Here is a 14176-nt window from a genome sequence, read left to right as displayed (position 1 = left end):
AGTATTTCGATACGCTGAGGATGAGAATGGCGGCAGACTGAAGGGACGGCGATGGGCATGAGGTTCTGGTGGCTGAAGGCGGCGCTGAGCGGACCACATCGATCCGAGTCCATCCTCGGCCGACGAGCGGGCGACACCGGCCTCACGCGACGGCCGCGGCCATCGCGACGTGGACGGCTGAGCTACCGGTCGCGAGCGCTGTACGCGGCGTCGTGGGCGGCAGGACGCACGGTGTTCCGGTTCGGCACGCTGTCCCCGAACAGCATCGCCACACTGCAACGCCTGGACCGCCTCGCCGCGCGAGCGCCGGCGCCGCGCAACACCACGCTCACCCCGGTAGCCTTCGACGGCTTCGAGGCGGAGTGGGTGCGGGCGCGCCGCGCCGAGCAGCCACACACCGACGGGGCGATTCTGTACTTCCATGGCGGCGGCTTCTTCTTCTGCGGGCTCAACACCCACCGGCGCGGCATCGCGGCGCTGTCGTCGGCCACCCGGCTGCCCGCACTGTCGGTGGCCTACCGCCAGCTGCCCGAGACGCCGATCCCCGGATCGGTCACCGACTGCCTCACCGCTTACCAGCATTTGCTTGACGACGGCGTACCCGCGGAGAAGATCGTGTTCGCCGGCGACTCGGCTGGCGGCTACCTGACTTTCGCGACGACGCTGCGGGCCCGCGAGGCTGGGCTGCCGCTGCCTGGCGGCATCGTGGCAACGTCCCCGCTGTTCGACATCGATTCCGCCGCCCGCATGGCGCACGCCAACTCGCGGCGCGACACCTACATCCCGGTGAACCGGCTCGCCGATCTGACCGACTTCTGGCGCGGCGACCCCGAACACCACGAGCCGCCGGTATCGCCGGTCAACGAGGACCTCACCGGGATGCCACCGTCGCTGATCATGGCGGCCGAGTCCGAGGTACTGCTCTGCGACGCCGAGCTGATGGCCGAACGGCTCTGGAGTGCCGGTGCGCCATGCAAGCTGCAGGTCTGGCACGGCCAGGTGCACGCCTTCCCCGTGCTCGGCTACTTCTCCCCTGAGACGCGCGCGGCGCTGCGACAGATCGCGGCGTTCACGCGGGAGACCATCGGCGGTACGGCCGGAGCGGCTGGGACGGCCGGCGAAGGCTGACCCCGCCACGCACACACCGGCCGACGGCCAGACTCAGCGCGCCTCGCCCGCTGGTATGTCCATGCGCCACGGCTGGACCTCCTGCACCAGCCGTGCGACGGCCAGCACCAGGTCGTCCGAATGCCGGGGACCGACGATCTGCAGCCCTGCTGGCAGTCCGTCGGAGGTGAATCCGATCGGCACGCTGATCGCTGGCTGCTGGGTGAGGTTGAACGGGTAGCTGAACCGCGTCCACTCCCACCACTTGGTGTACGGCCCGCCGGGCGGCACATCGTGGCCCGCCTCGAACGGCCGTATCGGCATCATCGGCGTGATCAGCACGTCGTAGCGGTTGTGGAACTCGCCCATGAGGATGCCCAGCTCCCGGCGCGACTGATCGGCCGCGAGCCAGTCCATCGCCGAGTAGGTCAGGCCCTCCCGCCACGCGGTGACCAGCCCCCGGTCGATCTTCTCCTCGGCGCCCTCGGGGAACGTGTTCAGCCACTTGGCCGCACCCGTGTACCAGAGGAGCTCGAAGGTGTCGGCCGGGTCGTCGAACCCAGGGTCGGCGTTCTCGATGACCAGCCCGGCTTCCTGCAGCGTGTGCACGGTGCGCGAGGTCAAGTCCGCGATCTCCGGGTCGACGTCGATGTAGCCGAAGTCAGCCGAGTAGGCCACGTTCAGGCCGCGGACGTCGCGGTGCACTGCTTCGCGGTAGCTGGCGGTCAGCGGTGCCAACGCCGTCGGGTCGCGGTGGTCCCGCATCGCGAGGATGTCCATGAACAGTGCGATGTCGTCGACCGACCGCGCCATCGGCCCGGCGTGCGCGAGCGCGCCGAACGGGCTCGCCGGGTACAGCGGAATCCGGCCGTACGTCGGCTTGAATCCGACCACCCCGCAGAACGAGCCGGGGATGCGCACCGAACCGCCCGCGTCGGTGCCAACCGAGAGCTCCCCCATGCCCGCCGCGACGGCCGCCGCGCTGCCGCCGCTGGAACCACCCGCGGTTTTGCTTGTGTCGTACGGGTTCCGGGTGATGCCGGTGACCCTGCTGTCCGTCGTGGCCTTCCAGCCAAGCTCAGGCGTTGTGTTCTTACCGAGCATCACCAGCCCCGCCTCGCGCATCCGCGCCATCACTGGGCTGTCGACCTCCCACCGCTGGTCCGGGTCGACGCACAGCGAACCGCGCAGCGTCGGCCAGCCCGCGGTGAGGAACATGTCCTTGATCGAGGCGGGCACGCCGTCAAGCCAGCCGATCGGGTTTCCTTCTCGCCACCGTTCCTCGGACGCCTTCGCCAGCGCGAGCGCGTGGTCCGGGTCGACGAGGCAGTAGGCATTGATGTCACCGTCACGGCGCTCAATCGCATCGAGTGCCGCCTTCGTCGCCTCGACGGGTGACACCGCGCCCTGCGAGTACGCGACCGTGAGTTCACTCGCCGTCAACAACGTCCCAGCACTCGCGGTCATGCGCTCCTCCTTCTGTGCCGGTAGATACCCATCCGGCCGGACGTAAGCCTGCCTGGCAGGTCACACGAGTATGCCAGTCGCCTTACTTTCGGTCTTCTTGATATGGCGGCCCGGCACCCATCGGCACGTAGCCCAGTTCCTTGTCGACGACGTTGTCGAGCCGCTCACCCGCCAGCCATTTCTGGAAGTTGCCGACGAACACCTCGACCAGCGTGTCCTTCCAGCCGACAACGTCGCCCGACATGTGCGGCGAGAGCAGCACGTTGTCCATTGTCCACAGTGGGCTCTCCCCTGGCAGCGGCTCGGTCTCGAAGACGTCGAGCGCCGCCCCGGCCAACTCGCCCGCGCGCAGTGCGTCGACCAGGTCCTCGGTGACGACCAGCTCGCCCCTGCCGACATTGATGAACCGCGCGGCCCGCTTCATGGCGCCGAACATCCGCCGGTCGAACATGCCCTTGGTCTTCTCGGTCAGCGGCGCGATGGCGACGACGTAGTCCGCCCAGTCGATGTGCTCGGCCAGGTCGTCGGAAGCGTGCACGGTGCCGAAGTCCGGATCGCCATCTCGGGCTCGCCTGCCCACGCCCGCCACCGACAGACCCGCGGCGGTGAGCATCCGCGCGATGGTCCTGCCGATCGGGCCGGTGCCGACGATCAACGCACGCTTGCCGCCGACGCGTTCGGTCTCGCGGTGTCGCCACGTTCCCGCGCGTTGCAGGTCGAGCGAACCCGCGAAGTCCTTCGCGAAGGCGATGATCAGCCCGAGCACGTACTCGGCGATCGGATTGTCGAACACACCGCGCGAGTTGGTGAGCGTGACGTCGCTGTCTCGCAGGCCGGGGAACATCACCGGGTCGACGCCCGCGCTGGCGATGTGCAGCCACTGGAGCCGATCGGCAGCAGGCCAGGCATCCGGCACGGCCGTGGAAAGGAAGTCCCACACGAAGAGGACATCGGCGCCGCGTAGTGCGTCCGGCAGTCCAGCGGCGTCCGCATACCGTACGGTCGCTGCCTCCTCAACCGGTGCCATGCCGCGCGGCCGATCCTGTCCGCATAGGACGGCGACGACAGGGGCACTCTCAACGTGGTCACCGGCTCCCATCACGTTGACACGGTATGAGTTGATCGTATGATTGTCAACAATCCGAGGGATCCCCCGGGGCAGTCAAGCAACACAGCGTCTTACCACGAAGACCGAAAGCAAGCCGACTGGAAACTGCCAGGTCAACCTCCTTTCGGTCGGACTGGTACCCACCGGCACAGTACGACGACGAAGGGGTGAGCCTTGGACCTGTCCGGACTGGACTTGTCCTTCACCGAAGGGCCGCTCGCCCAGCGTGGCATTGGAGTCATCGCACCGTTCGACCTCGCACTCGAACGCGAGCTCTGGCGCTGGGTTCCGATCGAGGTCTCGCTGCATCTCGCGCGCACCCCCTATGAACCGGTGCCGGTCAGTCTCGACATGGCGCACTTGGTCAGCAACGCGAGGCACGTCGCCGCGGCAACCCGCGACGTGCTGCACGTCGAGCCGGAGGTCGTGGCGTACCTGTGCAGCTCAGGCAGCTTCATCAACGGCGTCGACGGCGAACACGAGCTGCGCAAGGTCATCTGCGACGCCGGCGCGCCGGACGCGGTGACGACCTCGGGCGCGCTCGCCGAGGTGCTGCGACAGCTCAACCTGCGGCACATCGCCGTACTCACCCCGTACGTCGAGGAACTCACTCATAAGCTGCACGACTTCCTCGCCGAACTGGACGTCGAGACGGTCTCCAGCGATCACCTCGGTCTCGGTGGCGGCATCTGGCGAGTCAGCTACCGCACCATCGCCGAACGCATCGTCGCCGCCGACCACCCCGACGCGGAGGCCATCTTCGTCAGCTGCACCAATCTGCCCACGTTCGACATCATCGACCCGCTCGAACAATGGCTCGGCAAGCCGGTACTGACCGCCAACCAGCTCACGATGTGGGCCTGCATGGTGCGGATGGGGCTGCCGGTGGTGGGGCCGGGCAGCTGGCACGCCGAGGTTGCATAACCCGAACGGTGTAGCTTCTACTAGGATTGTCAACAATCCTCACGTAGCGACCGCTCAGTAGCACGCAGGTGACGACCAGCGGCGGCAGGAGGCACCGGTGAAGACGATCGGATTCATCTACCCCGACCACGCGGCCGAGGATGACTACCCGCTAGCCCAACGACTTCTCGGCGACGCCGTCACGCTGTCGGTGACCCACATCTACGGCACCGACCTGCACGCCGTCGCGGAGTTGCTCGACCTCGGCAGCGAGCACCGGCTCGCGGAAGGCGCCGAGCAGCTCGCACCGCTGTTTCCCGACGCTGTGGTGTGGGCCTGCACCAGCGGCAGCTTCGTGTTCGGCCGGAACGGTGCCGCCGAGCAGATCACCAAGCTCGCCGCCGCCAGCGGGACACCGGCGTCGAGTACCTCGTTCGCCTTCACCAGGGCGTTGCGCGCGCTCGGGCTGAAGCGGGTCGCCATCACGGCCAGCTACCCCGACGAGGTCGCCACGCTGTTCCGGGAGTTCCTCGCCGCGGAGGGCGTCGACGTTACCCAGCTGTCCAGTGCGGGCATCGACACCGCCGCCGAGGTCGGCCAGCTGCGACCGGACGAAGTGGCCGAACTGGTCACCCGAGGCGATCACCCCGACGCGGACGCCCTGCTGATCCCGGACACCGCGATGCGGACCATCGCGCTCATCGATCCGATCGAGCAGCGCCTCGGCAAGCCCGTGCTGACCGCCAACCAGGTCACCATCTGGGAGGGACTGCGGCTGGCGGGTGCGTCCACCCGGGCGGATGGGATCGGCAGATTGTTCCGCGAGGGGGACGCCGATGCTGTCTGACATCGAACCGGTCAACCGAGAATCGACGGCGTCGATCATCGCGCGGCAACTGCGCGACGCGATCATGACCGGCGCACTGCCACCGGGCACCCAACTCGGCGAAGCCGAACTGGCGGCACGGTTCGAGGTGTCGCGCGGCCCACTGCGGGAGGCGATGCAACGGCTGGTGTCCGAAGGCCTGCTGCGCAGCGAGCGGCACCGGGGCCTCTTCGTCATCGACCTCGAGCCCGGCGACGTCTACGACATCTACGCCTCGCGGGCGGCGATCGAGCGCGCGGCGGCCATTCGCATCATGCGCGGCGACACCGAGAGCGCGGTGGCCGAACTCAGCGAAGCACTCGACGAGATGATCGAGGCGGCAGCGGACCCTGATCCGAACGCGCTGCCAGAAGCGGACCTGCGGTTCCACGAGGCACTCGTGCGCGCCTCCGGCAGCCGCAGGCTGGTACGGATGGCGCGCACCCTGCTGATCGAGACCCGGATGTGTCTGGCCGCGCTGCAGCGCACCGACCAACCGGGCGAAGACAGGGTCACCGAGCACACGGCGATCATCGAGGCGATGACGGCGGGGGACGAGCAGCGCGTGCTTGAGCTGCTGGACGCGCACATGGAGGACGCGATCACCCGGCTCGCCCCTGGCAGCAGCCTCCACTCCGGCCCGCCACCTTCGGTTCCTGCCGACGGTGTCGACATCGCGGGCTAAGTGAACGACCCGCACCGCATCCGGCCGCTGTGGATCTTGAGGCGTTCTGGCGATCCGGGTCGCCAGAACGCCTCAAGATCCACAGCACTCATCCGAACAGCATTCACTCTTTCGAGTGACTCATCCCTGTCGCGCTCGTTACACGGAACGAACCGTCGGGCAGACAGAGGAGAATTCCGTGCGAGTCACGAGCAAGCACACCGCGGTCGGCGCTGCCATCGCCACCGCCGTCGCGGTTGCCGCCACCGTGGTCCTGACGCACCCCGCTCAGGCCATCGTCGGCGGCGAGCAGGCGGCAGAGGGCCAGTACCCGTTCATGGCGTCGCTGCAGGACGGCGACTTCCACTTCTGCGGCGGCAGCGTCGTCGACCCGGAGTGGGTGCTCACCGCGGCGCACTGCGTCGATGACGCCAAGCCGTCCGACCAGGACGTCGTCGTCGGTAAGACTGACCTGGACGCCGAAGGTGGTCAGCGCGTCGCGGTCGCCGAGATCCACGTGCACCCGGACTACGACGGCACCAACGACGCCGCGCTGCTCAAGCTCGCCGAACCGGTGTCCGTGCCGACCATCCCACTGGCCGACACGGGCGACGACGACCTCGAAGCCGAAGGCACACCACTCACCGTGGCGGGCTGGGGCACGGAGTTCTTCGGGTCGCCCACGACCCCGAGCCATCTCAAGCGCGCCGACGTCGAAGCGGTCGCCGATGACCGGTGCGAAGGCATGACCGGCAACGGCCTCGCCGGCTTCGACCCGGAGACCGAGATCTGCGCGGAGGAACTGCTCGCGGACTCCTGCCAGGGCGACAGCGGCGGTCCGCTGTTCCACGAACTCGACGGCAGGCTGGTGCAGATCGGCATCGTCAGCTGGGGCATCGGCTGCGCGTACCCCGGTTTTCCCGGCGTCTACGCCGAAGTGAACGCCCCCAGCATCCTGGACTTCCTCACCACAACGCTGGGCGGCAACACCACGACGTCGGAGCAAGACGAGCCGCCACGCGGCAAGGAAAACAACAACGGCAACGGGCCGAAGAAATAACCGCGCTCGGGATGCGCCGAGGACCAGCCACGACACGCGCACATGCCGTGGGGTAGCGGCCCGCTACCCCACGGCGTGATCAGGATCAGCTCAGCCCGACGGCGACGTACTTCGTCTCCAGGAACTCGTCGATACCGACGGTGCCGCCTTCGCGACCGAGGCCGGAGTGCTTGATGCCGCCGAACGGCGCGGCCGGGTTGGACACGATGCCCTGGTTCAGTCCGACCATGCCGGCCTCCAGCGCCTCCGTGACTCGCAGCGCACGGTTGATGTCCTGGGTGTAGAGGTAGCTGACAAGGCCGTACTCGGTGTCGTTGGCCTTGGCGATGGCTTCGTCCTCGGTGTCGAAGACGTTGATCGGCGCGACCGGCCCGAAGATCTCGTCGTGCGCCAGCCGGGAATCCTGTGGCACGTCGGTGAGCACGGTCGGCTGGTAGAAGTGGCCGGGACCGTCCACCCCGGCACCGCCGGTGAGCACCTTCGCTCCCCTGTCGACCGCGTCACTGACCAAGCTGGACACCTTCTCGATGGCGGCCTCGTCGATCAGCGGCCCGATCACGACGCCCTCCTCGGTGCCTCGCCCGATCGGCTGCGCCGACATCCGCTCGGTGAGCCTGCGGGCGAACTCGTCCGCGATGCCGCGCTGCACGTAGAACCGGTTCGCCGCGGTGCACGCCTCGCCGATGTTGCGCAGCTTGGCGAGCATCGCGCCCTCGATCGCCGCGTCGATGTCGGCGTCGTCGAAGACGAGGAACGGCGCGTTGCCGCCGAGTTCCATCGAGGTCCGCAGCACCTTCTCCGAGCACTGTTCGAGGAGCTTGCGCCCCACCGACGTCGAACCGGTGAACGACAACTTGCGCGCCCTGCCGTCGCGGATCAGCGGCTCGATCACCCCACCGGAGTTGCTGGTGGTGATCACGTTGACGACCCCTTCCGGCAGCCCGGCCTCTGCCATGATCCCGACCAGCGCCAGCATCGACAGCGGCGTCTGCGCGGCGGGCTTGATCACCGACGTGCAGCCCGCCGCGACCGCGGGGCCGATCTTGCGGGTACCCATGGCCATCGGGAAGTTCCACGGCGTGATCAGCAGCGACGGTCCGACCGGCTGCCGGTGCACGAGGAACCGGCCCTTGCCGTTCGGCGCGACCGCGTAGCCGCCGTCGATACGCACCGCCTCCTCGGCGAACCACCGGAAGAACTCCGCCGCGTAGGCCACCTCGCCACGCGACTCGGCCAGCGGCTTGCCCATCTCAAGGGTCATCAGCAGCGCCAGTTCCTCGTTGCGCTCCATGAGCAGTTCGTAGGAGCGCCGCAGGATCTCGCCCCGCTCGCGCGGCGGGTGCTTCGCCCAGCTCGCCTGCGCGGCGACAGCCGCGTCGAGCGCGTCCTTGCCGTCGGCCGGTGAGGCGTCCGCGACCTCGCACAGCACCTCGCCGGTCGACGGGTCGTGGACAGGCAGCGTCTTCGAGCCGCTGGCAGGCCGCCACTTGCCGTCGATGAAGAGGTCCTTGCCCACCGCGTCGACGACGCTGGATTCGCTCGGGGTCGCGTTCATGTCCGCACTCCTTATCGGAAGCCGTGTCTGGGGAAGCCGTGGTACCAAGCGTGTCGCACGTGCGATTCCGGGTTGATTGCTCGGCCCTCTGACGTCATGCTATGGATATTGTTGACAATCTACAAGCGTGTCGCCACGCCTGTTCCCGCCTGCCACACCCACCCGCGTCGGGCGACCCCCGAGCAAAGGAGTACCCACATGTCCCAGCTTTCTCCCCTGCTCAAGCAAGCGACTCCGGTCGTGGTCGACCACGGCGAAGGCGTCTACCTCTATGACGTCGACGGCAACCGGCACCTCGACTTCACCGCGGGCATCGGCGTCACCAGCACCGGTCACTGCCACCCGCGCGTCGTCGCCGCCGCGCAGGAGCAGGTCGGCAAGCTGATCCACGGGCAGTACACGACAGTGATGCACCAGCCACTCCAGCGACTGACCGAGCGGCTCGGCGACGTCTTGCCGCCGGGGCTGGACTCGCTGTTCTACGTCAACTCCGGCAGCGAGGCCGTCGAGGCGGCGCTGCGGCTGAGCAGGCAGGCGACCGAACGTCCGAACGTCGTGGTGTTCGAGGGCGGGTTCCACGGCCGCACCGTCGCGGCGGCGTCGATGACGACCAGCGGCACCCGGTTCTCCTCTGGCATCTCGCCGCTGATGCCGGGGGTGTACGTCGCACCGTTCCCGTTCGCCTACCGCTACGGCTGGGACGAGCAGACCGCGACGAAGTTCGCGCTGCAAGAGCTGGACTATCTGTTCGCGACGCAGAGCGCGCCCGGCGACATCGCGGCGTTCTTCATCGAGCCGGTGCTGGGCGAAGGCGGTTACGTGCCCGCGAACGCCGAGTTCCTCGCCGGGCTGCGCCAGCGCGCCGACGAACACGGCATCCTGCTGGTGCTGGACGAGGTGCAAACCGGCTTCGGGCGGACAGGCAAGTTCTGGGGTCACGAGCACTTCGACGTCCAGCCCGACGTCGTGATCACCGCGAAGGGCCTCGCCAGCGGGTTTCCGCTGTCGGCGATCGCCGCGCCGACTGAGCTGATGGCGAAGGCGTGGCCTGGCTCGCAGGGCGGCACCTACGGCGGCAACGCCGTCGCCTGCGCCGCCGCACTGGCCACATTGGACGTCATCCAGGATGAGGGGCTGGTCGGCAACGCCGCTGAGCAAGGCAGGCGCCTCATCGACGGTGCCCGTTCGGTGGCGGCCAAGCACCCGGAGATCGGCGATGTGCGCGGGCTCGGGCTGATGGTTGGCTCGGAGTTCGTCACAGCGGATGGCAAGGCGGACCCGGAGACCGCCAAGGCAGCGCAGCAGACGGCGGCGAAGAAGGGATTGCTGCTGCTGACCTGCGGCGCGCACATGAACGTTGTGCGGATGATCCCGCCGCTGGTGGTCAACGCTGAGCAGATCGACGCTGCCCTCGACATCTGGGCGGACGTCGTCGCCGAGGTCACGTCGTGAGTGCTGATCCGGGTTAGAACTCCGATCAGCACTCACGACCGCGACCCGGAAGGGGCGTCATGAGCCGCTACATCACGATCAGCCTGGACAAACGCGGCGTCTCGTGCCGGGCGGTCCTGCTCGATGAGCAGGCCCCCCGCACGTGCGAGGCGGTCTGGCGCGCGCTGCCGCAGGGCGATCAGGCGTACCACGCGAAGTACGCCAGAAACGAGGTGTACACGCTGGTCGCACCGTTCGCGGACCCGGAGCCGGGGCGGGAGAACCCCACGGTGACGCCGATTCCCGGCGACGTCATGTACTTCGCGTTCGAGCCGTGGGAGATCGGCAATCCAGCCTACGGCTACGACGCGGAGAGTGAGGCGCACAGTGCGGCGGGCGCAACGGACTTGGCGATCTTCTACGACCGCAACAATCTGCTGATCAACGGCGACGCGGGCTGGGTGCCGGGCAACGTCTTCGCCACCATCGTCGAGGGACTGGACGACATGGCGGCTGCGGCCCAGGATCTTTGGCTCCGCGGCGTCGAGGGCGAGACCCTCAGCTTCCGCCACGCGGACTAGCCGAGACCTGGTGCGCCGTGTCCGGCACTCACGACGCCGTGTCCGGCACTCACGACGTCGTGTCCGACACTCAGGACGCCGTGTCCTGCGAACGGTGCGTCGCGCGTTCCGCCAACGTGCCATGTCCAGGCCCTCCAGCATCGGCAACGAAAATCCCGAAAAGTTTCGCGTCGGCTGTGTCGAAGTGGTGTGGTGGGCTCCGACGTAGCAGGTGAAGTGGGAGTTCACCTGACTATGAGGAGGAAGCCATGCGCACCCTGATCACGACCGCCTTCGTCTCCCTGGACGGCGTCATCGAGGCCCCCGGCCCGGATGAGAACCACCGCAGTGCGGGCTGGACGTTCAATGACATCGACTTCCAGCCCGAGGTCTATGAACTGAAGGGTCGCGAGCAGGACGAGGCCACCGCGATGCTGCTGGGCCGGGTCAGCTACCAGCAGTTCAGCCCGGTCTGGCCGACGATGACCGAGGAGTTCGCCGGGTACAACGCGATGCCGAAGTACGTCGTGTCGTCAACACTCAAAGACGACGACCTCGTCGACAACTGGGGCGAGACCACCATCCTGCGCTCGCTGGACGAGGTGGCGGCGTTGAAGGAAACCGAGGGCGGGCCGATCATCGTCCACGGCAGCGCCACGTTGAACCGCAACCTCTCCGACGCGGGCCTGATCGACCGCTACCACCTGCTGGTGTTCCCCGTCCTGCTCGGCGCGGGCAAGCGGCTATTCAGCAACGCCGACGCCGACAAAACCATGCTCACAGTCATCGAAAGCGAAACCTACCCCAACGGCATCCAGAAACTCGTCTACGACGTCATCCACTGAGGTGGTATCCGGCAACGAACGCCGCATGGCGCAGGTACCCCGAAGCCTGGGGTGCCTGCGCCACGAACGCGAGCCACGGCGCCGGTTGTCACGGAACCGTCTCGGTCTGCGTTCGCACGACCGGCGCCGTCACCGAGCCTCGCCACATGTGCAAAGCCAACGGCCACAGCGCTACCAGCCCAGCCGCTGCCTGCACGTAGAACTGCACCGCGCCCAGCGGCACGAACCGGGACAACGCGAGCACGATCAACGCGGTCGCGACGACGAGGCCCAACGGCCTGACCAGGACGCCGCTGGCGAGGACCGCCTTCGCGAACCCCGCGGCACCGATGGCGAAGGTGATCGAGCTGACCGCGAGCACCGCGACGAACACCGGTACGAGCTCTTGCTGCGCTGCGGCCACATCACCACCCGTTCGCGCGACAGCGAACGGTGTCAGCTCCATCCCAGGAAGGACCGCGTACAGCACACTGCCGAAGAGCAGCCAGGGAAGCGCCCACGCGTACCGGTTCTCCCCCGCGTCGCGCAGGTGCGCCCGGATCGCGAGGAACGCCAATGCTGTCAACGCGACGCCGACCACCGTCAGGAGATGCACGGCCGCCCACATGGCCTGGTTCGCCTGAGCGGCCGAGGCGATAGCGTCGGCGTCGGGCAGTCTGGCGATGAAGGGATGCGCGACGAGCGCAACGAACATCACGGCTGGTGCCACCGCCACGGTGACCGCACCGTAGCGGCTCCTTGTCGTTGGTTTCATGGCCTTGTCTCCTATCGCTCAGCGCTGGATACCGACGCCGATATTCATCGGGTCGCTCGCCGTGAGCTGTGACCCCACCAGGATCTGCTGTGCGCGCCCCTCGATGCTTCGGAACAACTACCCAACTTCGGCCGCCGACCCGAGATGGGTAGATCTGTGTAGGCCCAGGTCAGCGACCGCGGATGAGGTCGTGCTCGTAGGCATACGCGGTGACACCCGCGCGTGAGGTGACACCTAACTTGCTGTACATGTTGCTCAGGTGCCTGGCAACCGTCTTCTCGCTGATCGATAGCGCCCGCGCGACGTCTCGATTCGTCACGCCGCTCGCCACCAGCCGCACTACGTCGAGCTCGCGGCGGGTCAACCTGCTGGGCCCCGCGGCAGCGGGCTCCCCGAGCGCCGCCAACGCCGGCGCCGCGGCCAGGTTCTCGAACGTCCTGCGCGCAGCGTTCGCCTCCATCGCCGCGGTGTCGTGGTCGCCCAGTTCGCGGCACGCCTTCATCATTGACATCCGCACCTCGGCCACTTCGTATGGAGCATCGAGCTCCTGCCACGCGGCCAACGCACGCCGGAACGCGGCGCACGCGCCCTGGGCATCACCGTCCGCGAGCGCGACCGCGCCACGCGCGGACGCGGCGACAGCGTGCAAATACACCGCGTCGAGGTCCGATGCGAGTTGCTCCAGCTCTCCTGTCGCGGTTCGTGCGGCGTCGACATCGTCGATGGCCAGCATGATCGTGATGAAGGCGCCGAGAATCCTGGCCCGCTCGGTGCGGTCGTCCGCCGAGTCGGCGACGACCCGGCGGATGGCCGCAGCGGCGTCATCGACACGGCCCTGCGCCAAGCGCAACATCGCGAGTCCAGGTTGGACGGAATGTCCGCACTCGCCCGCACGTCGATAGGCGTCTTCGGCCCTGGTGAACTCGCCACGGAGCCGCAACAGCTCACCCATTTGATACTGGGCCATGCCAAGCACCGGATCACCGGGCGGATCGGACAGGTGTGCGCACGCCTGGCGCACCTCGTCGATGGCTTCGGACCACTCGCCGTGCAGTTGCATGATCTCGGAACGATGGACCATGCACTGACCCCGATACGGTTTCAGCCCCTGCTGGGTGGCGCACCAGCGGCCGAACGCCCTGGTCCATTCCTGCGCGCGTCGCAGATCGAAGGCCTCCCGGCACGCGATGATCACCGCACAGTAGATACGCCCGGTCACCATCGGCGAGATGTCTCCCGACGTCACCGCGACCATCGCCTCGTCAAGCATGGCCATCCCGCGCCCGGTCTCACCCATGTTGACCAGCGATCGCCCACGCCCCAGCCTGCTCCACGCGAGCAGGTCGGGGTCATCAAAGCGCTTGGCGATCGCCATGACCTCGCCGAAGCCGTCGTAGGCGGCGCGCGGATCACCCTCGTTCAGCGTGCGCAGCGCTGGCGGGATCAGCAGATATCCCTGCTCGACGCGATCGAGACCGTCCTCGTCGAGCAGTCGCTGGCCACGCGTCCACCACCCCATCGCCTCTGCCGGTCGGCCGGAGACCATCAGCACGTACCCGAGCCAGAACGCGCAGCGTATGGCCCTTCCCGCATCGCCGTCGCGGAGGAACGCCTGATGTGCCCGCTGAAAGGCGTCAAGGGCGACGGCGTCACGGCCGACCAAGTACGCGACACTCGCGAACACGCAGAGATCGGCAGCGCCCAGCTTCGAACGCTCGTCCGCCGCTGCCAGGCCCTCGAAGGCATCGATCCATCGGTCCTGCGCATAGGCTGCGCGTCCCCGCTCGAGCACCGCCGTGACGTCTACCTCAGCCGCGACCTCACGTCGGACCATTTACTCATATTAGACCAACGCAC

The 14176-nt window shown here is 67.8% G+C and carries 13 protein-coding genes; 8 read left to right on the top strand and 5 right to left on the bottom strand.

From position 1 onward, the window contains the following. The first annotated feature begins 51 nt into the window (after positions 1–51). Positions 52–1128 (top strand): alpha/beta hydrolase fold domain-containing protein, encoded by a 1077-nt coding sequence (locus tag AMYHA_RS09790; RefSeq protein WP_051399720.1) that lies wholly within the window; start codon positions 52–54, stop codon positions 1126–1128. A gap of 33 nt (positions 1129–1161) precedes the next feature. On the opposite strand, the gene AMYHA_RS09785 is transcribed toward AMYHA_RS09790, so the two are convergent. Both AMYHA_RS09785 and AMYHA_RS09780 read right to left on the bottom strand, forming a co-directional pair. Next, complete coding sequence (locus AMYHA_RS09785; protein WP_034270251.1) at positions 1162–2574, bottom strand: amidase; 1413 nt, start codon at positions 2572–2574, stop codon at positions 1162–1164. A gap of 82 nt (positions 2575–2656) precedes the next feature. Further along, entirely contained in the window at positions 2657–3601 is a 945-nt protein-coding gene (locus AMYHA_RS09780; protein ID WP_051399719.1) for a D-2-hydroxyacid dehydrogenase, read from the bottom strand. A gap of 255 nt (positions 3602–3856) precedes the next feature. Here AMYHA_RS09780 and AMYHA_RS09775 point away from each other — a divergent pair, with 255 nt between their 5' ends. The 4 genes from AMYHA_RS09775 (at position 3857) to AMYHA_RS09760 (ending at position 7174) form a co-directional block, all read left to right on the top strand. After that, entirely contained in the window at positions 3857–4606 is a 750-nt protein-coding gene (locus AMYHA_RS09775) for a maleate cis-trans isomerase family protein (protein ID WP_034270248.1), read from the top strand. A gap of 97 nt (positions 4607–4703) precedes the next feature. After that, on the top strand, positions 4704–5432 hold the full coding sequence (locus tag AMYHA_RS09770; RefSeq protein WP_034270245.1) for a maleate cis-trans isomerase family protein: 729 nt from the start codon (positions 4704–4706) through the stop codon (positions 5430–5432). Then, positions 5422–6135 (top strand): GntR family transcriptional regulator, encoded by a 714-nt coding sequence (locus AMYHA_RS09765; protein WP_034270242.1) that lies wholly within the window; start codon positions 5422–5424, stop codon positions 6133–6135. Before AMYHA_RS09770 ends, AMYHA_RS09765 begins: the two co-directional genes overlap by 11 nt. Before the next feature lie 178 nt (positions 6136–6313). Continuing rightward, positions 6314–7174, top strand: coding sequence for a S1 family peptidase (locus AMYHA_RS09760; protein WP_051399718.1), 861 nt, complete (start codon positions 6314–6316; stop codon positions 7172–7174). 85 nt (positions 7175–7259) lie between these two features. Here the strand turns inward: AMYHA_RS09760 and AMYHA_RS09755 are convergent, their stop codons facing one another. Then, a complete protein-coding gene (locus tag AMYHA_RS09755; protein ID WP_034270239.1) occupies positions 7260–8729 on the bottom strand; it encodes an NAD-dependent succinate-semialdehyde dehydrogenase in 1470 nt (489 codons plus the stop codon). A 198-nt stretch (positions 8730–8927) separates the two neighbouring features. Between AMYHA_RS09755 and AMYHA_RS09750 the strand changes: the two genes are divergently transcribed. The 3 genes from AMYHA_RS09750 (at position 8928) to AMYHA_RS09740 (ending at position 11565) form a co-directional block, all read left to right on the top strand. After that, entirely contained in the window at positions 8928–10181 is a 1254-nt protein-coding gene (locus AMYHA_RS09750) for an aspartate aminotransferase family protein (protein ID WP_034270235.1), read from the top strand. Between the two features lie 59 nt (positions 10182–10240). Further along, complete coding sequence (locus AMYHA_RS09745; RefSeq protein WP_034270232.1) at positions 10241–10741, top strand: DUF3830 family protein; 501 nt, start codon at positions 10241–10243, stop codon at positions 10739–10741. Positions 10742–10989: 248 nt separating this feature from the next. Next, a complete protein-coding gene (locus tag AMYHA_RS09740) occupies positions 10990–11565 on the top strand; it encodes a dihydrofolate reductase family protein (protein ID WP_034270230.1) in 576 nt (191 codons plus the stop codon). A gap of 88 nt (positions 11566–11653) precedes the next feature. Here the strand turns inward: AMYHA_RS09740 and AMYHA_RS09735 are convergent, their stop codons facing one another. Continuing rightward, positions 11654–12319: a hypothetical protein gene (locus tag AMYHA_RS09735; RefSeq protein WP_157361981.1), complete on the bottom strand. Its 666-nt coding sequence runs from the start codon at positions 12317–12319 to the stop codon at positions 11654–11656. 169 nt (positions 12320–12488) lie between these two features. Continuing rightward, a complete protein-coding gene (locus AMYHA_RS09730; protein ID WP_084037018.1) occupies positions 12489–14153 on the bottom strand; it encodes a helix-turn-helix domain-containing protein in 1665 nt (554 codons plus the stop codon). Between the last annotated feature and the right edge of the window lie 23 nt (positions 14154–14176).

Origin of the sequence: Haloechinothrix halophila YIM 93223 (assembly GCF_000504245.1) — a bacterium.
Taxonomy (GTDB): Bacteria; Actinomycetota; Actinomycetes; order Mycobacteriales; family Pseudonocardiaceae; genus Haloechinothrix_A; species Haloechinothrix_A halophila.
Note: the sequence above shows the minus strand (reverse complement) of the source record. Positions and strands in the feature narration are given on the sequence as shown.